This window comes from Microbacterium sp. GW823-FHT02G05, from assembly GCF_058797175.1.
Map to the genome: position 1 here is coordinate 481,554 of NZ_JBXAJK010000002.1, position 26,547 is coordinate 508,100.

A 26,547-nucleotide genomic window follows, 5' to 3' on the forward strand; every position below is an offset into this window, starting at 1 on the left:
ATACGTTCGGGGGTTATCCCCCGTATGTGCGCGCGGCGTGATGCGTGATGCGCCCCGCCAGAAGCGTCGTGCGCACCGGCATCGTCCGCAGCTCGTCTCGAGTGGCGCGCGCCGGGTCGATGTCGACGAGCACAAGGTCGGCCGCGCCGCCCAGACGCACTCCGCCGTTTCCGGCCGTTCCTCGATGCCCGCTCGCTCGCAGTGCGGTCTCGATGTCGAGGCGCTCCTCCGGATGCCACGGCGCGCGGTCATCACCGGTGCGATGAACGGCGGCGGCGATCGCGTGCCACGGATCGAGCGGCGACACCGGAGCATCCGACCCGAACTGCACGTCGATCCCGGCTGCGCGCAGGCTCCCGAGCGGATAGCCGATCGCCTCCTGCGTCGCCCACAGACGATCCGCGGCGTCGCGATCATCGATCGCATGCTGCGGCTGCACGCTCGCGGTGATGCCAAGGCTTCCCATACGCCGCAGATCGGCATGGCGAACGAGTTGGGCATGCTCGATGGTGCCCTGAGCGCCCGTGGCGCTGAAGGCGTCGAGTGCGTTCGAGAGTGCGCGGTCGCCGATCGCGTGGACGGCGACGCGGATGCCCGCTGCCGTGGCGCGCAGCAGCAGGGTGTGCAGTTCCTCCGGAGGTACCGTGACGACGCCGTGGTTGTGTGGATCGTCGCTGTACCCGTGGAAGCAGGCTGCCGTGCGCGTACCCAGTGAGCCGTCGCTGATGACCTTGAGCGCGCCCACGCGGACGAGTCCGGTGCTGTCACCCTCGAGCAGATCATCCGACCGGAAGCCGAGCTGCACGGCCCGCTCCAGGTCCGCCGGATACACCGCGAACTCCACGTGTTGCGTGTCGAACCCCGCAGCGGTGCGACGTGCCCAGGCATCCGCGTTCCACGCCATGTCGAAGTCCACGAGGCCCACGACGCCGCGCGCCGCCGCGCGCTGGGCGGCCTGCGAGACCGCCTGGTCTGCCACAGCCGGGTCGGCTGCATTCAACCGCCGGGAGATCTCAAAGGCGTCTGCCTCACGCAGCACACCGTCCGGCGCATCCGCTTCGGAGAATCCCTCGCGTCGCAGAGCCGCACTGTTGAGCCACACGCTGTGCACATCCGCGTTGATCAGGTAGGTCGGCACATCGTTCGTCGCGGCATCCAGCAGCGTGAGCGCCGGAGCATCCGCCCACAGCACATCTCGATACCCACTGCCGACACGACGCCCATCCGCCTGCACGGGCGTCTGGGACATCCTCTGCGCTGCGTCGACGGCGGATGAGACATCCCTCAGCGGCATGCGCTCCGCAGCCAGCGCCCACTGCACCATGTGCACATGGTGGTCCCATAGTCCAGGAAGCACCCAGGCGCCGCGGCCATCGATCACCTCGCCGGCGTCGAGCGTCGCGTGCCGCGCGCGCCATCCATCGAATGTCCCGTGCGGGGCGATATCGACGGAGCGTCCTCCGGAGAGCAGCACATCGACGGGCTCGTCACCGAACGGCAGCAGGTGCCGATCTGCACCGGCGACGCGCACACCCCGGAGCAGAGACGCTGCGCTCACGCCTGCGCCGCCCGACGCTGGTCGTGTGCCCGCCGCATCTCCGCCGCGAGCTCTGCTTTCGCCTGGGACCCGTCCTTGCTGAGTTCGAAGATCACGGTCTCGATGATCTCGTCGGACTTGTTCTGACTGAGCTTGCGCTTCGCGACCACGCGCTCCGGGGTCAGGCGGAACCCGACCGTGCCCGCAGCCAGCCTCGTGATGAAGGCCTCGTCGTTCGGTGCCTGCCACATGCCCCGGGGGTTCTCCTGCCCTGCTTCGAAGTGGGAGACCAGGTCCTCCAGCACCCGAAGGTTCTCCTCGGGGCTCAGGATCTCCGGCCGTCCGCTGAGATGCACCGAGACATAGTTCCACGTGGGCACCGCCGCGACGTCTCCGTACCACCCGGGCGAGATGTACCCGTGCGGACCCTGGAACATGACCAGCAGCTCCCCTTCGCCCAACCCGAGGATCAGGTCGTCCGGCCTCCCCACATGCCCGACGACGGTCAGGTCTTCACGCTCCGGGTCGAGGAGGACAGCGTAGTGCGAGGCCTGGAGACCATCCGCCGTCGTGCCGACGAGGGTCGCCCACGGATGCTGCGCGATGATTCGGCGCAGCTCGGTGAGGTCGGTCATCGCGAAGCTCGGGTTCTGGCGCATACGTCCAGATTAGAGCGGCGCTGCGACGACGGAGCCGACGAACGACAACGATCTGTGCGGCAGAGATCGGGTCACGCCTGGCAGGAGGGGCACCAGTAGAGCTTGCGTGCGCCGATCTCCTCCAGCGCGATCTCTGTGCCGCACACGCGGCAGGGCAGCCCAGCACGGTGGTAGACCCAGTGCCGGTCGTCACGGTGGGCCATGGCCGCCCGATACTCGTCCGGGTTCAGATCGTCCATGGTCATCATCTGACCGGTCTCCACGCCGATCGAGAGCAGACGAACCCAGTCACGCCACATCTCGCGCACGACAGACTGCGGTACTGCCTTGCCCGGCATATGCGGGTTGAGTCGCGCGCGGAACAGCATCTCCGCGCGGTAGACGTTGCCGATTCCGCTCACGACCGCCTGATCCATCAGCAGCAGCGCGATCGGGGTGCCCTTCTTGGCGACAGCGCGAACGAAACGCTCCTCCCCCTCGGCGGGGTCACCCACGAGCGGATCCGGTCCGAGCTTCGCGACGCTGGCGAGCATCTCCTCCGGCGTCTGCAGCACGCATGCGGTAGGTCCGCGCAGGTCTGCGCAGGTGATGTCGGTCAACAGCCGCAGTCGCACCTGGCCGACCACAGGCGGCGGCCAGGTGTCGTCATCCTGCAAGCCTGTGGTCTGCTCAGACATGCGCACGTGCACGCGTGTCTTCCGGGGCGCTCCGATCGACGCGAGCGAGTTCTCGCCGGCGTCATCCAGGATCTCGTCGTCGACGATGGTGCCACGCTGGTTGGTCTGTCCCATGCGGCCGTTCGCGGCAGCGATCGTGGGATCCACGAGGATCTCTCCCGAGAAGTCCCAGGCGCCGTAGAGGCCGAGGTGCACGCGCAACCAGACATCGCCCTCCACCTCGAGAAACATCTGCTTGCCCACGGCCTGCACCTGCTCGACCGTCCGCTCGTTGAGCACAGCGGCGCCCTCGGCGAATCGGCCCTGCGGGCTCGATGCCTGCACGGGCTTTCCGACGAAGTTGCGCGCGAACTGTCGGGCGATGCGGTGGACGGAATGGCCCTCGGGCACTACGACGCTCGCGGGTCGGGAACCAGCGAGCCGTCGCGCTCGAACGCGGCGATCTGGCCGATTCGTCGTACGTGGCGCTCATCCCCTGGGAAGGGCGTCGCGACGAAGGTGTCGATGAAGGAGGCCACCTCGTCGAAGGAGTGCTGGCGCGCACCGATCGCGATCACGTTCGCATCGTTGTGCTCACGGGCGAGTTCGGCGGTCGCGAGGCTCCACACGAGGGCCGCGCGAATGCCCTCGACCTTGTTCGCGGCGATCTGCTCACCGTTCCCGGAGCCTCCGAAGACGACCCCGAGCGCCTCGACACCCGCCGCCTGGTCGGCGACAACGGCCTGTGCGGCGCGGATGCAGAACGCCGGGTAATCGTCGAGAGCGTCGTACTCGATGGGCCCGTGGTCGATGACCTCGTGGCCCGCAGAGGCCAGGTGGTGCTGCAGCTGGGTCGAGAACTCGAGGCCCGCATGATCGGTGGCGATGTGGATGCGCATGCCTCTCATCCTACGATCGCGCACGCGCCAGACCACTCAGGGCGCGATGCCTGCGACCGCCGGCTTGAATCCGGCGCGAACGTTCTCGCAGCATCCGGGCCGGCAGATGTCGAAGCTCGGCGTCAGCGTCGTCACGCGCTCGCGCTCGGCGACCGGGCGACCTTCGAGACGCTCCTCGATGAGGTCCACGATCCCGGCGACAAACGCGGACGAGACCCCGGGCGTCGGCGTACGCGCAAAAAGAAGCCCCGCCCCGGATGCCGCCTCCGCCGCCTCTGTGTCGAGATCCCAGAGCACCTCCATGTGGTCGCTCATGAATCCGACAGGCACGACAGCCACCGCGCGGCGGCCACGGGCAGGGAGCTCCGCGATGACGTCGCAGACGTCCGGCTCCAACCACGGCTGCGACGGGGGGCCGGAGCGAGACTGGTAGACAAGCTCCCACGACGCATCCGCTGCCGCGGGGATCAGATCGCGCACCTGCGCCATCGTCCACGCCGCGACCGCCTCGTGCTGCGCCGCGTAGGCGCCTCCCTCGCCCCAGTCGATGTCGCGGGGACCAGAACGCTCGGCATCGGTCGTCGGAATGCTGTGCGTCGAGAACAGGATCTCGATGTCGGCCGGCGCGATGCCTGCCTCGAGGAATCCCTCGATCGATGCGCGCACACCCTGCACGAATGCGTCGACAAAGCCCGGGTGGTCGTAGAACGGACGGATCTTGTCGATCGTCACGGTACCCGCGAGCCCCGTCTCCTCAAGCACGCCCGCGAGATCCTCCCGGTACTGACGGCAGCTGGAGAAGGAGCTGTATGCGCTCGTCGCGAATGCGAGGAGCGTCGTGTCGCCGGCATCCGCAGCCTCCCTCACGACTTCGGCAAGGTACGGTGCCCAGTTGCGGTTGCCCCAGTACACGGGAAGGTCGATGCCCCGCGCCTGCAGCGCCGTTTCCAGAGCAAGCTTCAGCTCACGGTTCTGTGCGTTGATCGGACTCACCCCGCCGAAGTGACGGTAGTGATGGGCGACCTCTTCCAGCCGCTCGTCCGGAATCCCACGTCCGCGCGTCACGTTGCGCAGGAAGGGGATCACATCGTCCTGTCCTTCCGGCCCACCGAAGCCGGCCAGGATGATCCCGTCGTAGGCGACGGGGATCTGGACGTACCCCTCAGCAGAGCGGGCGGCCTCGGAACCATAGAGAACATCAGCGGCAGAGTGCGCAGCATCACGATCAGTCACGCCTTGATCGTCGCATCCGTTCCTTTCACTCAGCCGAACGCGCGCCGCACGCGCGCCGCGGTGAGCTCTCAAATCGCTCGCCGACGGCACCTGCGAGGCTCTGGCGTAGGCTTACCTGGTTGCGAACCGCCGCCAGCAGCGCGAAACTTCACCGCAACACCCCTCACCCCTGGGAGTCTGAGCAGTGCCTGGAGAGAACCTCACCCGCATCGAAGCGCAGGAGCGCCGCGCGATCATCGACACGCAGTCGTACGAGATCGCCCTCGACGTCACAAAGGGAGCGGAGGTCTTCGGATCCCGCAGCGTCGTCCGCTTCACGGCGACACCCGGCGCGTCGACCTTCATCGACCTGATCGCCGGCGAAGTCCGCGAGATCACCCTGAACGGCGAGTCCATCGATCCGTCGACGGCCTTCGCCGACTCGCGCATCGCCCTCACCGGCCTTGCCGAAGAGAACACCCTCATCGTCGACGCCGACTGCCTCTACACCAACACCGGTGAAGGTCTGCATCGATTCGTCGACCCCGTCGACGGCGAGGTCTACCTCTACTCGCAGTTCGAGGTGCCCGACTCGCGTCGTGTCTTCGCCGTCTTCGAGCAGCCCGACCTCAAGGCGACGTTCCAGTTCACCGTCACCGCGCCGTCGGCGTGGAAGGTCATCTCCAACTCCCCCACCCCCGAGCCGATCGTCCACGACGGCGCATCGACCTGGGGCTTCGCCGCGACGCCGCGTATCTCCTCCTACATCACGGCGATCGTCGCCGGTCCGTACGAGGCCACCTTCTCCGAGCTCACCAGCGCCTCCGGCCAGATCGTGCCCCTCGGGGTCTACGGCCGCAAGAGCCTGTGGCAGCACATCGACGCCGACTACATCTTCGACAAGACCCGCGAGGGCTTCGCGTACTTCGAATCGAAGTTCGGTGTGCCGTACCCGTTCGCGAAGTACGACCAGATGTTCGTGCCTGAGTTCAACGCGGGCGCGATGGAGAACGCCGGCGCGGTCACCTTCACCGAGACCTATGTCTTCCGCAGCAAGGTCACCGACGCTGTCAAGGAACGCCGCGTCGTCACGATCCTGCACGAGCTCGCCCATATGTGGTTCGGCGACCTCGTCACCATGAAGTGGTGGAACGACCTCTGGCTCAACGAGTCCTTCGCCGAGTGGGCGTCCACCATCGCAACCGCCGAGGCCACCGAGTGGACCGAAGCGTGGACGACCTTCAACGCCATGGAGAAGACCTGGGCGTACCGCCAGGACCAGCTCCCCTCGACGCACCCGATCGTCGCCGAGATCAACGATCTCGAAGACGTGCAGGTGAACTTCGACGGCATCACCTACGCCAAGGGCGGCTCCGTCCTCAAGCAGCTCGCTGCCTGGGTCGGCATCGAGGAGTTCTTCTCGGGTGTCTCCGAGTACTTCAAGAAGCACGCCTGGGGCAACACCGAGGTCTCCGACCTGATGGCGGAACTCGAGAAGACCAGCGGCCGAGACCTGTCGACCTGGTCGAAGAAGTGGCTCGAGACGGCGGGCGTGAACACGCTCTCTCCCTTCATCACCGAGGCTGCGGATGGCTCGATCTCGCGTTTCGCGATCACGCAGACCGCTCCGGCGGACTACCCGACGATCCGGCCGCACCGCCTGGGCATCGGCTTCTACAACCTCATCGAGGGCGAGCTCACCCGCACGCACTACGTCGAGATCGACGTCGACGGCGACCTCACCGAGGTCTCCGAGCTGCACGGCCTCGCACGTCCCGATCTCGTCCTGCTCAACGACAACGACCTCGCCTACGCGAAGATCCGCCTCGACGACCGTTCGCTCGCCACCGCGATCGCGCACCTCGCCGACATCAGCGACCCGCTCGCTCGTTCGCTCGTCTGGGGCGCCGCCTGGGATCAGACGCGCGATGCCGAGAGCGCAGCTTCGGACTACATCGATCTCGTTCTCGGCAACATCGGCCGCGAGACCGAGTCGACGACCGTGCGCACCACCCTGCTGCAGCTGCAGCTCGCGGCCAATCAGTACGTGACGCCCGAGTCCCGCACGGTAGCCCGCGAGAAGATCGCAGATGGCCTGTGGGCGCTCGCAGAAGGCGCAGAGGCCGGAAGCGACAGCCAGCTGCAGTTCGTCACTGCGTTCGCGAACGCCCTTGTGACTCCGGAGCACGCGGCCACCGTGGGGGCACTGCGCTCCGGTGAGACGACCCTGCCCGGTCTCGAAATCGACACGGATCTGTCCTGGCAGCTGCTGGCCGGTCTCGCCACGATCGGCGCCACGGATGCGGCGACGATCGACGTGGCCCTCGCCGCCGACAACACCGCGAAGGGCGGCGAGTTCGCCGCGCAGGCGCGTGCGTCGCTGCCGACGGCAGAGGCGAAGCGCCTCGCCTGGGCGTCGCTCATCGAGAAGGACGACGCACCGAACACGATCGTCCGCGCGGCGGCGCTCGGCTTCGTGCACCCCTCCAGCGTCGGCGTGCTCGACGAGTTCGTGCCCGCCTACTTCGACATGCTGCTTCCGATCTGGAACACCCGCACGTACCAGATCGCGCAGTACCTGATCGTGGGCCTCTACCCGAAGTCGCTCGCGAACATCGAGCTTCGCGACGCGACCCGTGCGTGGCTGGCAGCGAACCAGGACGCGGCTCCCGCGCTGCGCCGCCTCGTCAACGAGAACCTCGCCGACGTCGAGCGCTCGCTCGCCGTACAGGCGCGCGACGCCGACTGACGCCCTCTGACGAACACGCTGGGCCGTACGGATCAACCCGTGCGGCCCAGCGTTTTCTCATGTTTCTCCCCCGCCGTTCCCCAGAAGCGCCTCGATAGGATCGGAAGCGATGAACATCACCGCGACCGAAGAGCCTGTCCCCGTCGATCCGACGGCGCCTGTCGACGAGTGGGCGCCGTTCTTCGTGGCACTCGCAGATATCGGGTGGCGTGCGCTCTGGGTCGCCGTCGTCATCGTCTCGTGCATCATCCTGTCGTATGTGCTCCGCGTCGTGATCCGACGAGTCGTGCACCGCATCGTCGACAGCGCGAAGAACAAGGCGCAGGTCACTGACACCGTCGCCTTCGAGCGCTCGCCGCTCGCCGACATGCGTCTCGTCCAACGCACCCGCACGCTCGGTACGATCCTGCAGAACATCGTCAACGTCACGCTCGTGGTCGTCGCGCTCGTGCTCGTCGTCAACATCATCGACAACACGCTGTTGGGCTCGCTCACTCTTCTGACAGCCGCCGTCGGCGCCGGCCTCGGCTTCGGTGCGCAGAACATCGTGAAAGACGTGCTGAACGGTATGTTCATCGTCGCCGAGGATCAGATCGGCATCGGCGACGTCGTCGATCTCGGCCTTGCCTCCGGCGTCGTCGAGTACGTGAGCGTCCGCATCACGCAGGTCCGTGACGTGAACGGCACGCTCTGGTACGTACGCAACGGCGAGGTCACCCGCATCGGCAACATGTCCCAGGGGTGGGCGCGGGCGATCGTCGACCTCGGTGTCCCGCCGGAATCGGACGTCGCCGAGGTCGAAGCAGCACTTCTCGCTGCGGCACAGGGACTCGCGAAGGACTCCAAGTGGCGCACCCGCATCATCGAGAAGCCGGAGATCTGGGGCCTGGAGTCCGTCACCGGCGATGCACTCGTGATTCGCGTCGTGATGAAGACGCGCGCAAACGCGAAGGATGACGTCGCCCGCGAGCTGCGGATGCGCCTGCGCGCCGCCGTCACAGACATGGGCATCGCGGTCCCGAGCTTGAACTCCGTCGAGCTCACCGGTCAGGAAGGCGCACGGCGCGTCCGAGGTGCGAATCCGCCGCACACCCGTCCGACCGCAGTCACGGGCGTCTCCCCCACCCCCGAGCGCGGCATCTGGCGCCGCAAGTCGACACCTGCTGCGGCCCCCGCCGAGTCCAACCCCACGCCCGCCTCCCAGCCGAAGCCCCGCGGCGGCGACATCACCCCGGCGCTGACCAAACCCATCGAGACATCGCCCGAGAAGTCTCCGAAGAGCGCGAAACCGCGCACCCCACGCACGAAACCCGAGGAGCAGAGTTGACGTTCTACGACGAGGTCGGCGGCTACGACACCTTCGAGAAGATCGTCGACGTGTTCTACCGCGAGGTCGCCCTTGATGAGGTTCTTCGCCCGATGTACCCGGAGGAAGACCTCGGGCCCGCGGCCGAGCGCTTCACCCTGTTCCTCGTGCAGTACTGGGGCGGACCCGGCACCTACAGCGAGCGACGTGGACACCCGCGTCTGCGGATGCGGCACATGCCCTTCCACGTCAACCCCGACGCGCGTGATCGCTGGCTTCGTCACATGCGCACCGCCCTGGACGAGGCGAAGCTCTCGCCCATGCATGACGCGACGTTCTGGGACTACCTCGAGCGCGCTGCTCATGCCATGGTGAATACACTCGAACCCACGGGAATCGGACCGGCCTCCGACGGCCGCACCACCCTGGAAGCCCGCGCACGTCAGGAATCAACGGAGACCCCATGACGCTCACCCCCACCACCCACACGACCGACGTTCTCGTGATCGGCTGGGGGTTGGCGGGGTTGGTCGCCGCCGGCGAAGCTCTCGCTGCCGGCCGACGGGTCGTCATCGTCGATCAGGAGACGCGCACCGATTTCGGCGGCCAGGCATGGTGGTCGTTCGGCGGACTGTTCTTCATCGATTCCCCCGAACAGCGTCGCATGGGCATCCGCGACTCTCTCGAGCTCGCCCGTGAGGACTGGTTCGGCAACGCCGGATTCGACCGTGCCGAAGATGCCTGGCCGAAGCGCTGGGCGGAGGCGTACCTGCAGTTCGCCTCCGGCGAGAAGCGCGCCTGGCTGCGCGAGCGCGGCGTCGGATTCTTCCCGGTTGTCGGCTGGGCGGAACGCGGCGGATACGGCGCGATCGGCCCGGGCAACTCGGTACCGCGCTTCCACATCACCTGGGGTACCGGGCCCGGCATCCTGGCGCCGTTCATCGGCGCCGCCGAACAGGGCGAACGCGACGGCCGACTCACGATCCTCGCTCGACACCGCGTGACCGCGCTGACCACGACCGACGGGGCCGTCACCGGAGCATCCGGAGACATCCTCGAAAGCAGCGCGACGGGCCGCGGCGAGCCCTCCTCCAGACAGGTCGTCGGCGCATTCACTGTCGACGCCGGCGCGACGGTCATCTCCTCGGGCGGCATCGGAGGCAACCATGAGCTCGTCCGTGCGGCATGGCCCGCCCGGCTGGGCACCGCGCCCGCACACATGCTGACGGGAGTGCCCGCCTATGTGGATGGCTCGATGCAGGCCGTGAGCGCGGCGGCGGGTGCACACCTCATCAACGGTGACCGCATGTGGCACTACGTCGAAGGCATCACCAACTGGAACCCCGTGTGGCCGTCACACGGCATCCGCATTCTTCCTGGGCCCTCGTCACTCTGGTTCGACGCGACGGGCAGCCGACTTCCCGTGCCGCTCTTCCCCGGTTTCGACACGCTCGGCACGCTCGCGCATCTCCGACAGACCGGCCATGACCATTCCTGGTTCGTCACTTCGCGGCAGATCGTCGAGAAGGAGTTCGCGCTCTCCGGCAGCGAACAGAACCCCGACCTCACCGGCAAGGATCTCGGGCTTCTCGTCAAGTCGCGGCTTGCCAAGGGCCCGACCGGCCCCGTGCAGGCATTCCTCGACGAGGGAGAGGACTTTCTCGTCGAAGACGACCTCGAAGCCCTCCTCACCCGCATGCAGCAGGCACCCGGCGGCGAGCTGCTCGACATCGAACGCGTGCGACGCGAGGTCCTCGCCCGCGACCGCGAGATCGAGAACGACTTCACGAAGGACGCCCAGATCGGGATGCTCCGCTCGATGCGCAACTATCGCGGAGACAAGCTCATCCGCACGGCCTCTCCCCACCGTCTGCAAGATCCCTCGGCGGGTCCGCTGATCGCGGTGAAACTGCACGTGCTCACCCGCAAGTCGCTCGGCGGCATCGAGACAGACCTCGACGGCCGGGCACTGGACTCATCGGGTGCGGTGATCCCCGGGCTCTTCGCTGCCGGCGAGGCCAGCGGCTTCGGCGGTGGCGGCGTGCACGGCTACCGAGCGCTCGAGGGCACGTTCCTCGGCGGATGTCTCTTCTCCGGCCGACAGGCAGGCCGCGCCGCCGCGCGCTGAGTCCGTCAGGTGCCAGTGTCGCGGACGGCCGTCAGGCCCATTGCGGCCGGCCCGCGAGACAGCACGTGGCCGCGGGAGAGGCTCACTCGCGTCCATCGCCCGGATGTCGACACACGCGCCTCCTCTTCGCCGGAGATGAAGCCGAACACATGCGCGGCGAAGGCCACACCGCGCGGAAGGCCCCGGAGATCCTCGTCGGGCTCGCCCCAGATCGCGGCACGGAGCGCCCGCACCGCTTCTTCCCCCGACCCTGTTCCGGCGCCGCGCGCCACAGCGGAGATCCCCCATTGGGCACGTTCGGCCAGCGTGGCCGCGGCGATTCCTCCCTGGTACGACCAGCCACCGCGCGGCGGCGAGACGCCGGCCCACGCGGGCGACAGCCCCATCTCGGGGAGCGTCAGCATTCTGTCGTCGTCGGCAGCCGTCAGACTGTCGACGACGATGTCGCACTCGAGTTCGGGATCGGCGTGCACTATGCGCATCGCCAGAATCGTGGGCGTCGCGTCGAAGAGTCCGTTCGGTGCCAGGGCCGCGGCGGTGAGCGCCAGCACGCCCTGCGCGCCCTGCAGCCGCACGCCCTCGTCGGTGGCATGCGTGGCGCGTCCGACGAAGGTCAGAACGTCGCGGGCAGTGTCAGAATCGGCGAGCACGAGAGGCAAGGGCACGCGTTCTAAACTACCAAGGAGGCGGCAGCACGGTCGCAGAAGGAGCGAAATGAGCGAAGCGACCGCGGCGCAGGCATCCGTCGATCAACTGCTGGCTGTCCTCGACCTCGACGCCGGCCAGGCCCGCACGACGGAAGACATCTTCACCGGCGTCTCGCACCCGATGCCGACCGGACGCGTTTACGGCGGACAGGTGCTCGCACAGACGCTCATCGCCGCGGAGCGGACCCTCCCCGAGGAGCGCGCCGTGCACTCGATGCACGGCTACTTCCTGCGCCCGGGCGATGCCTCACAGGGTCTTACGATCGCCGTCGACCGCATCCACGACGGACGCTCGTTCTCCACTCGCCGTTCGCAGGCGTATCAGAACGGTGTGCCGATCTTCTCGATGATCGCGTCGTTCCAGGACGAGGATCCGGGTGTCGAGCACGCCGAGCCGATGCCGGAGGGCATCCCGGATCCTGATTCTCTGCTGCCGGACGAGCAGCTCGTCGAAGGCGCGCACCCCTCAGCGATCCGCCTGCTGCGCGACCGACCGGCGGATGTGCGTCACGTTGACCCTCCGATGTTCCTCGAAGCCGCGGAGGATCGCGCTCCCCGCCAGAGCGTCTGGATGCGGATGCGCGCCCCGCTGCCCGACGATCCACGGGTGCACAGGGCCGCTCTGGCGTATCTCAGCGACATGACGATCCAGGAATCGATCCTGCGCGCACACGGGGTCTTCTGGAACCTTCCCGGCTTGAAGGTCGCAAGCCTGGACCATGCGATGTGGTGGCACCGCCCTGCGCGCGTGGATGAGTGGCTGCTGTACGTGCAGGAGTCGCCCAGCGCGCGGGGCGGCCGCGGTCTCGCCAAGGGCCGGATCTACTCCCGTGACGGCGCGCTCGTCGCTTCTGTGGCACAGGAGATCATGATCCGCGTTCCCGAATCGTCCTGATCACACCCGAACGCGACCGTGGGCCCTCCGGGTCAGCGGTGCGCGTAGACGATGGGGTCGCCGAGGTAGGGCGTCCAGACGTCACGCATCTCCGGTGTGAGACGCGTGGGGCGGCCGGTCCTGGCGTCGACGAGCACGATGATGGCGGTGGAACGCGCGTAGAGGATGCGTTCGGCCAGTGCCGGCGCATTCCAGACTTCGTAGCAGACCTCGACGCTGGATCCGCCGAGTTTTCCGAACCACATCTGCACTTCGAGTGGATGCCGCTGATACGGCACCGGAGCGAGGTACTCGATCTCCTGCCGAGCGATCAGCGTGAGCACGCCTTCGTCGAGCCCTGATGCGAGCACGGCCGTGGTCGGTGCTTCCTCGCCCTCTGCGGGGCTCCAGAAGGCACGGACGCGTGCCTCTTCGAGCAGCTTCAGCATCGAGGTGTTGTTGACGTGGTTGAACGCGTCCAGGTCGCCCCAGCGCAACTGGATCGGGATGTGCAGGCGGACGGGAACGGCGGCCCCGGCATCGTGAGATGCCGGGGCCGCCGTGATGTCGATCTGGTCAGTCACGAGTCAGCTTGCGGTGTGCGGTGCGGTGCGGGCGAGCTGCCTCGGGACCGAGACGTGCGATCTTGTTCTCCTCGTAGGCCTCGAAGTTGCCCTCGAACCAGTACCACTGGTCGGGCTTCTCGTCGGTGCCTTCGTAGGCGAGGATGTGCGTCGCGATGCGGTCGAGGAACCAGCGGTCGTGGGTGATGACCACTGCGCAGCCGGGGAACTCGAGCAGCGCGTTCTCGAGCGAGCTGAGGGTCTCGACGTCGAGGTCGTTGGTCGGCTCGTCGAGGAGCAGCAGGTTGCCGCCCTCCTTCAGCGTCAACGCCAGGTTGAGACGGTTGCGCTCACCACCGGACAAGACGCCGGCCTTCTTCTGCTGGTCAGGACCCTTGAAGCCGAACTTCGAGACGTAGGCGCGCGAGGGCACCTCGACCTTGCCGACCATCATGATGTCGAGTCCGTCGGACACGACCTCCCACAGCGTCTTGTTCGGGTCGATGTTCGCACGCGACTGGTCGACGTAGCTGATCTTGACCGTTTCACCGATCTTGAGGTCGCCGCCGTCGAGGGGCTCAAGGCCGACGATCGACTTGAAGAGCGTGGTCTTTCCCACACCGTTCGGGCCGATGACGCCGACGATGCCGTTCGGCGGAAGGCTGAAGCTCAGGCCGTCGATGAGCGAGCGTCCGTCGAAGCCCTTCTTGAGGTTCTTGGCCTCGATGACGACGCTTCCGAGGCGCGGCCCCGGCGGAATCTGAATCTCTTCGAAGTCGAGCTTCCGGGTGCGATCCGCCTCGGCCGCCATCTCCTCGTAGCGAGCAAGACGTGCTTTCGACTTGGTCTGGCGACCCTTGGCACTGGAGCGCACCCATTCGAGTTCGTCCTTGAGGCGCTTGGCGAGCTTGGCGTCCTTCTTGCCCTGGATGTCGAGGCGCTCGGCCTTCTTCTCCAGGTAGGTCGAGTAGTTGCCCTCGTAGCCGATGAGGCGACCGCGGTCGACCTCGGCGATCCACTCCGCGACGTTGTCGAGGAAGTACCGGTCGTGGGTGATCGCGATGACGGCGCCCTTGTACGACTTGAGGTGCTGTTCGAGCCAGAGCACGCTCTCGGCGTCGAGGTGGTTCGTGGGCTCGTCGAGGAGCAGCAGATCGGGCTTCTGCAGCAGGAGCTTCGCCAGCGCGACACGGCGCTTCTCACCACCCGAGAGCGGCGCGATCGCGGCGTCTCCGGGCGGCGTGCGCAGCGCGTCCATCGCCTGCTCGAGCTGGGAGTCGAGGTCCCATCCGTCTGCAGCGTCGATCTCTTCCTGCAGCGTGCCCATCTCGGCGAGCAGAGCGTCGAAGTCAGCATCCGGGTCAGCCATCTGCGCCGAGATCTCATTGAAACGGTCGAGCTTCGCCTTGATGGCGATGCCGTCCTGGATGTTCTCCAGGACTGTTTTCCTCTCGTCGAGCTCGGGCTCCTGCATCAGGATGCCGACACTGAAACCGGGGGTGAGCTTGGCCTCACCGTTGGACGGCGTGTCAAGACCCGCCATGATCTTGAGGATCGTGGATTTACCGGCACCGTTGGGGCCGACCATACCGATCTTCGCTCCGGGCAGGAATGCCATCGTCACGTCATCGAGGATGAGCTTCTCGCCCACCGCCTTACGCGCACGCACCATCGAGTAGATGTACTCTGCCACCGAAAACGCTCCTTCTGTTGGCGAACCGACTCTCCAGCCTACCTGTCCTGCTACCAGTCGATAGGCAGGGTCTCTCCCACAAGGCATCGACCTTCTGCAAGCTGACTCATCACGGTCGTGACCGGCTCTCCTGTGGAAGGGCCGACCTGACCCACGAGACACTCCTTCTCTCCCCAGCGCACGGAGAACTGCAGGCTCTCCGCAGGGTTGCCGACCGTCGATGTGTCGGGCGTGACCTGCATCGCATCTCGGGCGAATCCTGCCGCAGTGAGCGCATCGACGTACGCGCGGCTGGACACCGGCTCTGGTCCCGTCCACACCTGTTGCACGACGGCCGTGAAGAACGGCAGATTCTCAGCGGCCGTGCCCTCCGGCTGCAGGGCAGGTGCCGCGGGAACCTCGGACGCGCTCGGTGACGGTGATGCTTCCGGAGCGACGCTGGCGGACGGAGGCGCGGTCGAAGGCGCCTCTGTCGATGTGCATCCCGCCAGGACCAGCGTTCCCATCAGCGCCGCAGCGACAGCGACCGAGGACAGTGGGCGTCGACGACGCATCGTGGAGTTTCGGATCACGCCACGAGTCTAGGCGTCGACGCCCGTCCGTCTCAGAAGGGCACCTCGGCCGGCTCGCGCTCGCCTCCCGCTGCGTCCTGCGTCGCGCCGAGAGCAAGCGGCACATTGTCGTCCGATGCCGGCACCGCCCATCCGTCCTCGTCAGTATGGGCGGCACTGTCAGACGTCTCGTCATTCTCGTTCTGGCCGTCGGCAGGGCGCTCGCTCCGCGAGCGCGCATAGCGCACCGTGCCGAAACGCAGGTCGGGGCCGATCGTGTCGGCCTCAAGGTCGACGCTCATGCCGCGCTTGCCGTTGTTCTCCCAATCGCGAACGCGCAGCTTGCCGCTGACGATCACGCTGTCGCCCCGTGCCAGCGACAACTTGCCGTTGTCGGCGAGGCGTCGGAACGCCGAGACGCTGTACCAGTTGGGGTCGGTCTCGACCCACTGCCCCGTCTTGTTGTCGAAACGTCGATGATTGCTGGCCAGCCGGAAGTTGAGGATGCTCACGCCGCTGGGAGTGATCGTGTGCTGCGGATCGGAGGCGATGTTCCCCACGATCGTCAAAAGGTCGTTCATGCTGTGCTCCTGTGTCTGTCGGTATTCCGATGACACTCAGCGTGATGCCCCGCACCACACGCTTCTCCCCCGTCCGCAGCATCCGTGGACGACACGGCGGGCGCGGCGTCCGTGGAGAAGACGACGGAGGTTCAGACCTCGAGGTACTCAGCGAAACGCGCGCGCACCTTGTTGACCTTCGGGACCGCAACGGCGAGGCAGTACCCCTGCGTGGGGTTCTTCGCGAAGAAATCCTGGTGGTACTCCTCGGCCGGGTAGAAGGCGGTGAGCGGCTCCATCGTCGTGACAGGTTCACCGTCCCAGACATCCGCGGCCCGCGCACGGGCCGCGGCGAAGACAGCCTCCTGTTCGGCATCCTTGGGGAACATCGCGCTGCGGTACTGCGTGCCGATGTCGTTGCCCTGGCGGTTCAGCTGGCGGGGATCGTGCATCGTGAAGAAGGCGTCCAGAATGACGTCCCCGGGGATGACGTCAGGATCGAACGTCACCGCGACGGCCTCTGCATGACCGGTGGTTCCGGTGCACACCGCCTCATAGCTGGGGTTCTCGGTGGACCCGCCGATGTAGCCCGAGACCACGGACTCCACCCCGCGCAGCGGCCGATAGGCAGCATCCAGACACCAGAAGCATCCGCCCGCCAGTACGTAGGTCTCCATCAGTTCCCCTTCTCTCGGTATCTCCACGCTACGCCGGTTTCCGCCCCCGAGGGCGAATGTCCGAGGCCCCGCTTAGCCTCGGCGTGAAAGGAGAATCCGATGATCCGCACAGACGCCACCCTTCACAGTCCCAGCGACGCGCTGACGCTCACTCCCGCACTGCGCTCTCCGAGAGAGCATCTCGTTCGCGCTGCCGAGAACCTTTGGCGCGTGCACGACGCCCACGATCGCATCATCGGGCATCTCCGCACACTCTGGCACCCGCTCGGGGTGCGCTACCGCGCCGAGCGCCTGCATCTCGCCACCGGAACCTTCCGCTCGATCGGCGAGTTCTGGTCACCCGATGACGCTGTGAGTGCGCTGCGCGGCTAGTCCGGCGGCACGCCTCGCTGTGTCAGTGCACGAACGTGTCAGTGCACGAACAGCAGCAGGACGGCGACGCCGATGAAGAGAACACCGAAGACGCTGTTCAACACTCGCTGCCCACGCACCGTCGCTGTCAGGCGCCGGAATGGGCGCGCCGCGGCCGCGAAGAACCCCCACATCACGATGATGTCCACGATCATCACGGTCACGATGAGGATGACGTACTGCGGGAGCTGTGGCTGGTCGAGTCGCACGAACTGAGGCACGAAGGCCAGGAAGAAGACGATGGCCTTGGGGTTGAGCAGGTTGACCCAGAGGCCACGACGCAGCATCGACCAGGCCCCCTCCGGATCCCGGACGAGCTGATCACCGTCCAACACGACGGCCGACGGTTTGCTCAGCAGCATCCGCACCCCCAGGTACACGAGGTAGGCGGCACCGAGATAGCGAATCGTCTCGAAGAGCACTGGTGACTTCGCAACGAGCAGTCCAACGCCGGCGGCGACGATGATGACGTGCACGATCAGGGCGAGCTGCTGGCCGATCACGCCCCAGATCGATCGACGCCATCCCTCATTCAGAGAGTTCGACATCGTGTTGATCGCGCCCGCCCCCGGCGTGAAGCTGATCACCAGGCATGCTGCAAGCAGCGACAGCCATGTCGTCCAGGTCATCCGTTCAGTGTATTCGCGCGAATACGCCGCGACGCACGACCAGGCGGACCGGGCACAGGAACGCCGAAGGGCCCGAGCATGACGCTCGAGCCCTTCGTAGGTGGGGTGAGTAACGGGACTCGAACCCGCGACATCCGGCACCACAAGCCAGCGCTCTACCAGCTGAGCTATACCCACCATGTGCCCACCTCAGCGGGCAACAACAAGAGTCTATTACACGTTTGAGGCGAACTCTGACACAACGGTCTGCGACAGCTGCTTCGCGTCATCGGACGTGGGCCCCGGCTCAGGCACGAAGACCGCGCGACGGTAGTACTGTAGCTCACGGATCGACTCGAGAATGTCGGCCAGCGCCCGGTGTCCGCCATCCTTTGCGGGTGCCTGGAAGAAGACGCGCGGGTACCAGCGACGCGAGAGCTCTTTGATGCTCGACACGTCGACGTTGCGGTAGTGCAGCCACTGATCGATGTCGGGCATGTACTTCGCCAGGAACATCCGGTCTGTGCCGATCGTGTTGCCGGCGAGCGGGGCCTTGCGCTCCTGCGGCACGAATCGGCGGATGTACGCGAGCACCTGCTCCTGCGCCTCGGCCAGGCTCACCCCGCCAGGAATCTCGTCGAGCAGGCCAGAGGTGCGGTGCATCTCGGTGACGAAGTCATTCATCTGCCCAAGGGCTGTTTCGCTCGCCTTGATCACGATCTGGAAGCCCGGGTCGAGGGGCCGCAGTTCGAAATCTGTGACGACGACGGCGATCTCGACGAGTTCATCGACGCTGAGATCGAGTCCCGTCATCTCGCAGTCGATCCAGACGAGGCGGTCGTTTTCTGCCGAGGAGATCATTCCGCAATCCTACTCAGCACGCCGACATCGCCCGGATCCGCTACCGTAGAAGCGCCCGCCTCCGTAGCTCAGGGGATAGAGCAGGAGCCTTCTAATCTCTTGGTCGCAGGTTCGAATCCTGCCGGGGGCGCTTCACTCAAATGCTCGCTCGAGCACCATCCCTCTCACATACCGCGATATGACGCGCAACGGAACCCCCTGTTTTCGGGGTCCAATCAAAGCCATGCTCAGATGACAGGCCGTTCAACATGTGCGGATCGACGATCCGCATGGCCGCCTGGGAAAAGGAGCAGCACATGGGAATCGGATCGGGAATCGTCCTCTTCGTCCTCGGAGCCATCCTCGCCTTCGCGCTCAACGTCGAAGTGGACTGGATCAACCTCGACCTCGTCGGCTACCTGCTGATGGGCGCCGGATTCATCATCTTCCTCATCTCGCTGGTGCTGTACACGCGTCGCCGCACCACGAACACGCCGCCAGACATCATCGAGTAAACACCCGCGACGCTCTGCGCGGACGGCGGTCGAGTGCACCTCTGCGCTGGGTAGCATCGAAGATATGGCTACCCACCTTCGGCCGGCGTCCGCGCGGGATCTTGCTCATCTCGCTGAAATCGAGCGTGCTGCGGACCAGCGCTTCCACGCGCTCTTCGGCGACGTCGGATGGGGCGCGGCTTCCGGAGCTGAGCGTGCCGCCCATCCCGGTTTTCTTCTCGTCAGCTCAGAAGAGCCGAATGGGCCCGCCGTCGGCTTCGTGCACGTCATCACGGCGGAAGAGATCGCGCACCTGGAGCAGCTCTCCGTCCATCCACACAACGAGCGACGCGGACACGGCGCAGCGCTCCTCCACGCCGCCGTCGACGAAGCAGCACGACGAGGCTTCGCGCACATGACCCTGCGCACATATCAGGATGTGCCATGGAATGCGCCGTTCTACGAGCGTCACGGCTTCGTCGGCTGCGCCACGCCACCGGGCGAATTCTTCCAGGCGCTCATCGACGAGGAACGCCGTCACGGACTCAGTGATCTCGGGCCGCGCATCACGATGCGTATCGACCTCGCTCCCCCCGCGCTCGATATCGACGCCGATGCCTTCGAAGCGATGGTCGTCGAGGAACTGGACAGACTCCCCGACGAGATGGTCGCGGATCTGGAGAATGTGGTCTTCGTCGTCGAAGATCGCCCCGAAGACGGCTCTCTCGATCTTCTCGGCCTCTACGATGGTCTCGCCCTCACCGAGCGCGGCGGCTACGGCATGGGCGAGCTGCCCGATCGCATCGTGCTGTACCGCGAGCCGCACCTCGCCCAGTGTGCGACGGAAGAGGAGCTGCGCGACGAGATCCACACGACGCTCGTGCACGAGATCGCGCACTACTTCGGCATCGACGACGAACAGCTGCACGAGATGGGGTGGGCATGACGCCCCTGGCCTCCATGCCCACGGTCGTCCCGGATGTCGAGGAGGATCTCGATCTGCGGGCCGCCCCTGACCATCCGTGGGAGCTCGTCGTCTGGGACGACCCCGTCAACCTCATGAGCTACGTCGTACGCGTGTTCCGCACGTACTTCGGCTACTCGCGAGAACATGCGACACGCCTCATGCTCTCGGTGCACAACGACGGACACGCTGTCGTCGCGACCGGTCCACGCGAGCCCATGGAGGCGCACGCACAGGCCATGCACGATTTCGGGCTCTGGGCCACCGTCCGAAAGGCCGGGCAATGAGCGGCACGCTGATGCTCCCGATCGCACACATCGAGGCGCGCAACCTGATCGACCTCCTCGATCAGTTCACTGATCTACTCGACGATCCAGATGCCCTTGCTGACCCCGGCGTGCAGAGGCTGACGCCAGCCCTCTACCCGGACGACATCGCCGCATCCGATGCGTTCGCAGCACTCACGAGCGACGATCTGCGCGGGCGTCGAAAGACGGATGCGCACGCGGTGCGTGCCTCGCTGTCCGCGGCCGTCACCGATCCCCTTGAAGAGGGCCATGAGCTGGTCCCGGTGGATTTGGAGATCGACGCTGCAGGGCTGGATTCGTGGATGCGCACGCTCACCGCGTTGAGGCTGGTGATCGCCGAACGCCTCGGGATCGAGAACGACACCGATCACGACCCCGACGATCCGCGCTTCGGAGTTTACGACTGGCTGGGATACCGCCTGGAGACGCTGCTTGATGCCGCGGAGGAAGCGGGAATCTGAGCCCTACGGCACGTCGATGACGATCGTCGCGAGGCCGCGCGGGTCGTCGCGGCGGATGTGGCGCTCTTCCTGACGCGCCCAGCGCTCCCAGTGCGGACGATACGTGTCGCCGTCACGAGTGAGCGCGCGCGTGCGACGCGCAGCATCCGGAGAATCCACCCACACCCGCACATCCGCGAGCCGCGCCGAACGAGGCGTGAGGATGCCGCTGCCCTCGACGATCAGTCCGCGATTCGGATCGACCGCGTGGCTCTCCGCGTACTCACCGGCCACCCAGTCGAACCGCTGCCACGTGCTGTGCAGACCACGTCCGTGTGGATGCAGGATGAGCTCGCGCGCACGCTCCGCCCCCTCTTCGAGACCGTCCCAGCCCGGATAGATCGAATCCAGGGCGATCGTCTGCGCGGGGGCGAGCAGCGGCCACGATTCGGACAGAAGCCGCGCGATCGTCGTCTTGCCGGCGCCACTGCGCCCATCGATCACGACGACGGCGTTGGAGGCTGAGACCTCCTCGACGGCCGCCCGAAGACGCGCGACACCGAGCTCGATCGCCTCCCGAACCGGGTCTGGACTACTTCTTGAGTGCACGGATGATGCGCGCGAGCGCACGCCCAGTGACCCACACAAACGGCACAGCGACCGCCAGCAGCGAGACGAAGTTCGGCTCGAAGCGCAGACCCTCTTCGCGACGGACGTAGACGCCCAGCGGAATCGCGACGCCGTATCCACCCGCGCCTTCACCGCTGCCGGTGCCGTCCGGGCCTTCACCGCTGCCGCCACCGAAGCCGGAGACCGTCAAGGCGACGGGCGCGAATGCCGCACCATCCACCTCCTGGGTCTCGGCGTAGGCGCTCTTCACGCCGAAGGCTGCGGCATTCTTGCCAAGCTCGAGTGCAATATGAGGCATGACCCCACGCTAACCCACGGTGCGCCTCGCCGCTACGACGAGACGCCGGGATCAGTCGAGGCCGTGCGCTTTCGGATGCTGCGGGGCGCCACGCCCCTCCCCCGTTCCGACGTGCCGTGCGCGGGTGATCATGCGTGCACCGAAGCGAGCGCGCGCATCGTCGAGTGCGCCCTCGATACGCCGCCATTCGGCGTCGTCGTCCCAGAGCGCGCTGACTCCACCGGACTCGCGGAGTCGTTCCGCTCGCACGCCGATGAGCCGCACCGGGTCACGGCGATCCACATGCTCAAGAAGTCCCTGGGCGATCTCTCCCATGCGCTGCCCCACAGAGGTGGGCTCACTGAGCGTCTGTGAGCGCGTCACCGTGGTGAAATCCGCGAAGCGCACCTTGACCGCGACAGCGCCCGCCTCCCAGCCCGCCCGCCGCAGGCGCGTCGCGACGCGGTCGGCGAGCCGCAGCAGTTCCGAACGCAGGAACTCTCTGTCGTCCACGTCGTGCTCGAAGGTCTCTTCGTGCCCGATGCTCTTCTCGACACGGGTCGTCTCCACCGCACGCGCGTCTTCTCCTCGGGCAAGAGCCTGCAGTCGCACCGCAGATGCAGCGCCCACCGCACGCTCGAGCACATCCGGAGCGGTCATGCGGACATCAGCGATCGTGCGAATGCCCCGGGACTCGAGCGTTTCGGCGGCCTTGGGCCCGACGCCCCACATCGCACGCACCGGGCGCGTATCGAGGAAGCGCTGTGTCGCGGCCCCCGGGATGATGAGCAGCCCGTCGGGCTTGGAGAGCGTCGAGGCCATCTTCGCGACGTGCTTCGTGCTGGCGACTCCGACGCTGCACGTGATCCCGACCTCGCCCTGCACCCGTCGGCGGATCAGCTGAGCAACCTCGCCCGGCGAGCCCCAGAGCCGGCGCACGCCCCGTACATCGAGGAACGCCTCGTCGATCGAGAGTGGCTCGACGAGCGGGGTGATGGACTCGAAAATCTCCATGACGCGCGCAGAGATCTCTTGGTAGCGCGGAAAGTTCGGCGGCACGATCTTCGCGTTCGGACACAGACGCAGGGCCTGCCCGACCGGCATCGCCGCCCGAACCCCGAACCGGCGCGCCTCATACGACGCGCTCGACACGACCGATCGCCCGTCTGGAGCGCCGATGATCAGAGGCAGTCCGCGCAAAGAAGGATCGTCAAGCACCTCCACTGCCGCATAGAACGCATCCATGTCGACGTGGAGAATTCCTGTGTCGGTATCGTCCGCTCCCGGAGGCGAGACGATGCGCCCACTGCCGTCACCGCGTCCCATGCATCCATTCTCGTCGGCCCCACCGACATTGTGCCGCCCTCATGCGCAGAGACCCCGTTCCACCGCCAAACGCGGAGCTGCCGACATCAGCGGCTCCGGATACGAGCAGGAGAACGGGGTCTCGAATGGAACAGCTCTTACTGCGCGGCACGCTCCAGAACCAGCTCACGGACGCGCGCGGCGTCCGCCTGGCCCTTCATCGCCTTCATGACGGCGCCGATGACGGCACCTGCGGCCTGCACCTTTCCGTCCTTGATCTTGGCGAGCACGTCAGGCTGGCTTGCGAGCGCCTCATCGATCGCCGCGATCAGCGCACCATCGTCAGAGACGACCGCGAGACCGCGGGCGTCGACGACCTCCTGCGGAGTGCCTTCACCGGCGATGACGCCTTCGAGCACCTGGCGAGCGAGCTTGTCGGTCAGCATTCCCGCGTCAACGAGGCCCTGCAGAGCGGCGACGTTCGCTGGGCTGATCAGGTCAGCTGCAGCCTTCTCCTGTGCATTGGCGAGACGGGTGATCTCACCCGTCCACCACTTGCGTGCGGCGGCCGGAGTGGTGCCCGCGGCGATGGTCGCCTCTACTTCGTCGAGCAGACCGCCGTTGCGGACATCCTGGAACTCGAGATCGGTGAATCCCCAGTCCGCCTTCAGCCGGCGGCGACGCGCGATCGGCTGCTCAGGCAGAGCCGCTCGCAGCTCTTCGACCAGCTCACGCGACGGCTGCACGGGCAGCAGGTCGGGCTCCGGGAAGTAGCGGTAGTCATCGGCATCCGACTTCGGGCGACCCGGCGAGGTCGTGCCCGTGTCTTCGTGCCAGTGACGGGTCTCCTGCGTGATCGTTCCGCCGTCGGCGAGGATCTGCGCCTGACGCTGGATCTCGTAGCGCACGGCGCGCTCGACCGAGCGCATCGAGTTGACGTTCTTCGTCTCAGTGCGGGTGCCGAGCTTCTCTTCGCCGCGGCGGCGCAGGGACACGTTCGCGTCGCAGCGCAGGTTGCCGCGCTCCAGACGAGCCTCCGAGATGCCGAGGCCGCGCACGATGTCACGGATCGCGGCAACGTAAGCCTTTGCGTACTCGGGCGCGCGTTTCTCGGCGCCGAAGATGACCTTCGTCACGATCTCGACGAGCGGCACACCGGCACGGTTGTAGTCGACGAGCGAGTACTCCGCCCCCTGGATGCGACCGGTGGCCCCACCCATGTGTGTGAGCTTGCCCGCGTCTTCTTCCATGTGCGCACGCTCGACGGGGATGGTCACGAGCGTGCCGTCCTCGAGCTCCACCTCGACGGACCCCTCGAAGGCGATCGGCTCGTCGTACTGAGAGATCTGATAGTTCTTGCCGAGATCCGGGTAGAAGTAGTTCTTGCGCGCGAAACGGCTCGACTCGGCGATCTCGCAGCCCAGTGCGAGGCCGAGGCTGATCGACGAACGCACGGCCGTCTCATTGACGACGGGCAGCGAACCGGGCAGGCCCATGTCGACCGGCGCGATCAGCGTGTTCGGCTCGGCCGCGTGGTATTTCTCGTTGGCCGGGTTGGGAGCATCCGAGAACATCTTGGTCTCGGTGTTGAGCTCGACATGCACCTCGAAGCCGAGCACGGGCTCGAACAGCTCAAGGGCCTTGTCGTAGTCCATCAGCTTGACGGCGGCCATCAGCGCTTTCCTCCCAGGAGTTCGGGGGCACGGTTCAGCAGTGGTCCGCCCCAGGCGTCTTCGAGCACCGTTTCCAGAGCAGCGCCGACGCGGTAGAGGCGTGCATCTTCCCGGGCGGGTGCCAGGAACTGGATGCCGACGGGCAGACCGTCATCGGATGCGAGACCCGACGGGATCGAGATGCCGGGGACGCCCGCGAGGTTCGCGGGGATCGTCGTGACATCGTTGAGGTACATCTGCAGCGGGTCGTCGAGACGCTCACCCAGCCGGAAGGCCGTGGTCGGCGCCGTCGGTGTCGCGATGACGTCCACCTGCGCGAAGGCGTTCGCGAAGTCCTGCTGGATGAGCGTGCGCACCTTCTGGGCGCTGCCGTAGTAGGCGTCGTAGTAGCCTGCCGACAGTGCGTAGGTGCCGAGGATGATGCGGCGCTTGACCTCGGGACCGAAGCCCGCGTCGCGCGTCGCCGACATGACGTCTTCCACGGTCGGGTTGCCGTCGGGCGTGACGCGGAGGCCGAAGCGCACCGAGTCGAACTTCGCCAGGTTGCTGGATGCCTCAGCCGGAAGGATCAGGTAGTAGGCGGCGACCCCGTACTCGAAGTTCGGAGCTGAGATCTCGACGATCTCTGCGCCCTGCGCCTCCATCTTCGCGAGCGCATCACGGAACGATGCGGCCACACCGGGCTGGAAACCCGAGTCGGGCAGTTCGCGGATGACGCCGACCTTGAGTCCCTTGAGCACGTCGCCCCGCGCGCCCTCGCGGGCGGCGGCGGCGAACGACGGCCACGCGTCCGGGATCGACGTGGAGTCCTTGGGGTCGTGGCCACCGATGATGTCGTGCAGCAGACCGGCGTCGAGCACCGTGCGGGTGACGGGACCGACCTGGTCGAGGCTGGAGGCGAGCGCGATCGAGCCGTAGCGGCTGACACCGCCGTAGGTGGGCTTGACGCCCACGGTGCCGGTCACGTGCGCGGGCTGGCGGATCGATCCGCCCGTGTCGGAGCCGAGCGCGAGGGGCGCCTCGAACGCGGCGACGGCCGCGGCCGATCCTCCACCCGAGCCGCCCGGGATGCGGTCGAGGTCCCAGGGGTTGTGCGTGGGGCCGTAGGCCGAGAACTCGGTGGACGATCCCATCGCGAACTCATCCATGTTCGTCTTGCCGAGCGGCACGAGGCCGGCAGCACGCGCACGGGCGACGACGGTCGCATCGAACGGCGACATGTATCCCTCAAGGATCTTCGAGCCGCTGGTCGAGGGCTGATCGGTCGTGACGAGCACGTCCTTGATCGCGATCGGGACGCCGGCGACCGGGCCGAGCTCTTCGCCCGAGGCCCGACGACGATCGACATCGGCAGCAGCCGCGAGCGCACCCTCGTGCACGTGCAGGAAGGCGTTGACCTGGGGCTCGACGGCGGCGATGCGGTCGAGGTGCGCCTGTGTGGCCTCGACACTCGAGACCTCGCCGGCGGAAAGCTTCTCGGCCAGCTCTGCGGCTGACCAGCGGATGATGTCGCTCACTGCTCTTCTCCCAGAATCGCGGTCACGCGGAAGCGTCCGTCAGCCGAGTCCGGCGCATTCTGCAGCGCCTGCTGCGGGGTCAGCGGCTGGCCGACCACATCGGGGCGGAAGACGTTCTGCATGGGGATCGGGTGGCTCGTCGCAACGACGTCAGCGGTCGCGACCTCAGACACCTTGGCGATGTTGTCGACGATCGCGTCGAGCTGCCCGGTGAGCTGGGTCACCTCCGCGTCGTCGAGCTGGATACGCGCGAGCACGCCGAGATGACGCACGAGTTCAGGGGTGATTTCAGACACCGCCCCAGTCTAC

Annotated in this window: 29 protein-coding genes, 2 tRNA genes and 1 pseudogene; 12 read left to right on the forward strand and 20 right to left on the reverse strand. The window is 66.7% G+C overall.

The window, feature by feature from the left end; translation table 11 throughout:
• Positions 1 to 13 precede the first annotated feature (13 nt).
• The 5 genes from AC1REM_RS12250 to AC1REM_RS12270 all read right to left on the reverse strand — a co-directional run bounded on the left by AC1REM_RS12250 (position 14) and on the right by AC1REM_RS12270 (position 4,984).
• The gene (locus tag AC1REM_RS12250; protein ID WP_492514863.1) at positions 14 to 1,558 is read right to left on the reverse strand and encodes an amidohydrolase; all 1,545 of its coding nucleotides are present in this window, start codon (positions 1,556 to 1,558) and stop codon (positions 14 to 16) included.
• Positions 1,555 to 2,196 (reverse strand): FMN-binding negative transcriptional regulator, encoded by a 642-nt coding sequence (locus AC1REM_RS12255; RefSeq protein ID WP_492514864.1) that lies wholly within the window; start codon positions 2,194 to 2,196, stop codon positions 1,555 to 1,557. Before AC1REM_RS12255 ends, AC1REM_RS12250 begins: the two co-directional genes overlap by 4 nt.
• Positions 2,197 to 2,267: 71 nt before the next feature.
• Positions 2,268 to 3,263, reverse strand: a complete 996-nt coding sequence (locus tag AC1REM_RS12260) for an Fpg/Nei family DNA glycosylase (RefSeq protein ID WP_204937410.1) — start codon at positions 3,261 to 3,263, stop codon at positions 2,268 to 2,270.
• Complete coding sequence (locus AC1REM_RS12265) at positions 3,263 to 3,751, reverse strand: ribose-5-phosphate isomerase (protein ID WP_204937411.1); 489 nt, start codon at positions 3,749 to 3,751, stop codon at positions 3,263 to 3,265. The genes AC1REM_RS12260 and AC1REM_RS12265 overlap by 1 nt, the downstream gene beginning before the upstream one ends.
• A gap of 36 nt (positions 3,752 to 3,787) precedes the next feature.
• A complete protein-coding gene (locus AC1REM_RS12270) occupies positions 3,788 to 4,984 on the reverse strand; it encodes a ferrochelatase (RefSeq protein ID WP_492514865.1) in 1,197 nt (398 codons plus the stop codon).
• Positions 4,985 to 5,168: 184 nt separating this feature from the next.
• Between AC1REM_RS12270 and pepN the strand changes: the two genes are divergently transcribed.
• The 4 genes from pepN to AC1REM_RS12290 all read left to right on the forward strand — a co-directional run bounded on the left by pepN (position 5,169) and on the right by AC1REM_RS12290 (position 11,146).
• Positions 5,169 to 7,712, forward strand: coding sequence for an aminopeptidase N (gene pepN, locus AC1REM_RS12275; protein WP_492514866.1), 2,544 nt, complete (start codon positions 5,169 to 5,171; stop codon positions 7,710 to 7,712).
• Between the two features lie 109 nt (positions 7,713 to 7,821).
• Positions 7,822 to 9,039 (forward strand): mechanosensitive ion channel family protein, encoded by a 1,218-nt coding sequence (locus AC1REM_RS12280; protein ID WP_492514867.1) that lies wholly within the window; start codon positions 7,822 to 7,824, stop codon positions 9,037 to 9,039.
• Positions 9,036 to 9,485 carry a globin gene (locus tag AC1REM_RS12285; protein ID WP_492514868.1) on the forward strand — a complete coding sequence of 150 codons (450 nt, stop codon included), beginning with the start codon at positions 9,036 to 9,038 and terminating at the stop codon, positions 9,483 to 9,485. The genes AC1REM_RS12280 and AC1REM_RS12285 overlap by 4 nt, the downstream gene beginning before the upstream one ends.
• On the forward strand, positions 9,482 to 11,146 hold the full coding sequence (locus tag AC1REM_RS12290) for an FAD-binding dehydrogenase (RefSeq protein ID WP_492514869.1): 1,665 nt from the start codon (positions 9,482 to 9,484) through the stop codon (positions 11,144 to 11,146). Before AC1REM_RS12285 ends, AC1REM_RS12290 begins: the two co-directional genes overlap by 4 nt.
• Positions 11,147 to 11,151: 5 nt before the next feature.
• Here the strand turns inward: AC1REM_RS12290 and AC1REM_RS12295 are convergent, their stop codons facing one another.
• Complete coding sequence (locus AC1REM_RS12295) at positions 11,152 to 11,811, reverse strand: DUF8185 domain-containing protein (RefSeq protein WP_492514870.1); 660 nt, start codon at positions 11,809 to 11,811, stop codon at positions 11,152 to 11,154.
• A gap of 49 nt (positions 11,812 to 11,860) precedes the next feature.
• Here AC1REM_RS12295 and AC1REM_RS12300 point away from each other — a divergent pair, with 49 nt between their 5' ends.
• Complete coding sequence (locus tag AC1REM_RS12300) at positions 11,861 to 12,748, forward strand: acyl-CoA thioesterase (RefSeq protein ID WP_492514871.1); 888 nt, start codon at positions 11,861 to 11,863, stop codon at positions 12,746 to 12,748.
• Positions 12,749 to 12,780: 32 nt separating this feature from the next.
• On the opposite strand, the gene AC1REM_RS12305 is transcribed toward AC1REM_RS12300, so the two are convergent.
• From AC1REM_RS12305 to msrA, 5 genes are all read right to left on the reverse strand, one after another.
• Positions 12,781 to 13,293: an acyl-CoA thioesterase gene (locus tag AC1REM_RS12305; protein ID WP_492515487.1), complete on the reverse strand. Its 513-nt coding sequence runs from the start codon at positions 13,291 to 13,293 to the stop codon at positions 12,781 to 12,783.
• Positions 13,294 to 13,303: 10 nt separating this feature from the next.
• Complete coding sequence (gene ettA, locus AC1REM_RS12310; RefSeq protein WP_492514872.1) at positions 13,304 to 14,983, reverse strand: energy-dependent translational throttle protein EttA; 1,680 nt, start codon at positions 14,981 to 14,983, stop codon at positions 13,304 to 13,306.
• 50 nt (positions 14,984 to 15,033) lie between these two features.
• Complete coding sequence (locus AC1REM_RS12315; protein ID WP_492514873.1) at positions 15,034 to 15,555, reverse strand: DUF6993 domain-containing protein; 522 nt, start codon at positions 15,553 to 15,555, stop codon at positions 15,034 to 15,036.
• A gap of 32 nt (positions 15,556 to 15,587) precedes the next feature.
• Positions 15,588 to 16,115 carry a single-stranded DNA-binding protein gene (locus tag AC1REM_RS12320; RefSeq protein ID WP_492514874.1) on the reverse strand — a complete coding sequence of 176 codons (528 nt, stop codon included), beginning with the start codon at positions 16,113 to 16,115 and terminating at the stop codon, positions 15,588 to 15,590.
• A 131-nt stretch (positions 16,116 to 16,246) separates the two neighbouring features.
• A complete protein-coding gene (gene msrA, locus AC1REM_RS12325; RefSeq protein WP_492514875.1) occupies positions 16,247 to 16,771 on the reverse strand; it encodes a peptide-methionine (S)-S-oxide reductase MsrA in 525 nt (174 codons plus the stop codon).
• 99 nt (positions 16,772 to 16,870) lie between these two features.
• Here msrA and AC1REM_RS12330 point away from each other — a divergent pair, with 99 nt between their 5' ends.
• The gene (locus AC1REM_RS12330) at positions 16,871 to 17,143 is read left to right on the forward strand and encodes a hypothetical protein (protein ID WP_492514876.1); all 273 of its coding nucleotides are present in this window, start codon (positions 16,871 to 16,873) and stop codon (positions 17,141 to 17,143) included.
• A gap of 38 nt (positions 17,144 to 17,181) precedes the next feature.
• On the opposite strand, the gene AC1REM_RS12335 is transcribed toward AC1REM_RS12330, so the two are convergent.
• The 3 genes from AC1REM_RS12335 to orn all read right to left on the reverse strand — a co-directional run bounded on the left by AC1REM_RS12335 (position 17,182) and on the right by orn (position 18,651).
• A complete protein-coding gene (locus tag AC1REM_RS12335; RefSeq protein ID WP_492514877.1) occupies positions 17,182 to 17,811 on the reverse strand; it encodes a LysE family transporter in 630 nt (209 codons plus the stop codon).
• Positions 17,812 to 17,912: 101 nt separating this feature from the next.
• Positions 17,913 to 17,988, reverse strand: a tRNA-His gene (locus AC1REM_RS12340).
• Positions 17,989 to 18,024: 36 nt separating this feature from the next.
• Entirely contained in the window at positions 18,025 to 18,651 is a 627-nt protein-coding gene (gene orn / locus AC1REM_RS12345) for an oligoribonuclease (RefSeq protein WP_204937424.1), read from the reverse strand.
• Positions 18,652 to 18,708: 57 nt separating this feature from the next.
• On the opposite strand from orn, the gene AC1REM_RS12350 reads away from it, so the two are divergent.
• The 6 genes and pseudogenes from AC1REM_RS12350 (at position 18,709) to AC1REM_RS12375 (ending at position 20,857) form a co-directional block, all read left to right on the forward strand.
• A tRNA-Arg gene (locus tag AC1REM_RS12350) sits at positions 18,709 to 18,781 on the forward strand.
• A gap of 166 nt (positions 18,782 to 18,947) precedes the next feature.
• The gene (locus tag AC1REM_RS12355) at positions 18,948 to 19,145 is read left to right on the forward strand and encodes a DUF6458 family protein (protein ID WP_492514878.1); all 198 of its coding nucleotides are present in this window, start codon (positions 18,948 to 18,950) and stop codon (positions 19,143 to 19,145) included.
• A 64-nt stretch (positions 19,146 to 19,209) separates the two neighbouring features.
• Positions 19,210 to 19,608, forward strand: a pseudogene (locus AC1REM_RS12360) (GNAT family N-acetyltransferase); the annotation flags it as partial.
• Between the two features lie 87 nt (positions 19,609 to 19,695).
• Positions 19,696 to 20,070, forward strand: coding sequence for a metallopeptidase family protein (locus tag AC1REM_RS12365; RefSeq protein ID WP_492515488.1), 375 nt, complete (start codon positions 19,696 to 19,698; stop codon positions 20,068 to 20,070).
• A complete protein-coding gene (gene clpS / locus AC1REM_RS12370) occupies positions 20,067 to 20,375 on the forward strand; it encodes an ATP-dependent Clp protease adapter ClpS (RefSeq protein WP_492514879.1) in 309 nt (102 codons plus the stop codon). The genes AC1REM_RS12365 and clpS overlap by 4 nt, the downstream gene beginning before the upstream one ends.
• Positions 20,372 to 20,857, forward strand: a complete 486-nt coding sequence (locus tag AC1REM_RS12375) for a DUF2017 family protein (protein ID WP_492514880.1) — start codon at positions 20,372 to 20,374, stop codon at positions 20,855 to 20,857. Before clpS ends, AC1REM_RS12375 begins: the two co-directional genes overlap by 4 nt.
• Before the next feature lie 3 nt (positions 20,858 to 20,860).
• Here the strand turns inward: AC1REM_RS12375 and AC1REM_RS12380 are convergent, their stop codons facing one another.
• The 6 genes from AC1REM_RS12380 to gatC all read right to left on the reverse strand — a co-directional run bounded on the left by AC1REM_RS12380 (position 20,861) and on the right by gatC (position 26,534).
• Positions 20,861 to 21,445 carry a nucleoside/nucleotide kinase family protein gene (locus AC1REM_RS12380; protein WP_492514881.1) on the reverse strand — a complete coding sequence of 195 codons (585 nt, stop codon included), beginning with the start codon at positions 21,443 to 21,445 and terminating at the stop codon, positions 20,861 to 20,863.
• Entirely contained in the window at positions 21,429 to 21,764 is a 336-nt protein-coding gene (locus AC1REM_RS12385; RefSeq protein ID WP_239526503.1) for a hypothetical protein, read from the reverse strand. Before AC1REM_RS12385 ends, AC1REM_RS12380 begins: the two co-directional genes overlap by 17 nt.
• A gap of 51 nt (positions 21,765 to 21,815) precedes the next feature.
• Positions 21,816 to 23,069 carry a DNA polymerase IV gene (dinB, locus tag AC1REM_RS12390; protein ID WP_492514882.1) on the reverse strand — a complete coding sequence of 418 codons (1,254 nt, stop codon included), beginning with the start codon at positions 23,067 to 23,069 and terminating at the stop codon, positions 21,816 to 21,818.
• Between the two features lie 137 nt (positions 23,070 to 23,206).
• Positions 23,207 to 24,721, reverse strand: a complete 1,515-nt coding sequence (gene gatB / locus AC1REM_RS12395) for an Asp-tRNA(Asn)/Glu-tRNA(Gln) amidotransferase subunit GatB (RefSeq protein ID WP_492514883.1) — start codon at positions 24,719 to 24,721, stop codon at positions 23,207 to 23,209.
• Positions 24,721 to 26,238 (reverse strand): Asp-tRNA(Asn)/Glu-tRNA(Gln) amidotransferase subunit GatA, encoded by a 1,518-nt coding sequence (gene gatA, locus AC1REM_RS12400; RefSeq protein ID WP_492514884.1) that lies wholly within the window; start codon positions 26,236 to 26,238, stop codon positions 24,721 to 24,723. Before gatA ends, gatB begins: the two co-directional genes overlap by 1 nt.
• The gene (gene gatC, locus AC1REM_RS12405; RefSeq protein ID WP_492514885.1) at positions 26,235 to 26,534 is read right to left on the reverse strand and encodes an Asp-tRNA(Asn)/Glu-tRNA(Gln) amidotransferase subunit GatC; all 300 of its coding nucleotides are present in this window, start codon (positions 26,532 to 26,534) and stop codon (positions 26,235 to 26,237) included. The genes gatA and gatC overlap by 4 nt, the downstream gene beginning before the upstream one ends.
• Positions 26,535 to 26,547 lie beyond the last annotated feature (13 nt).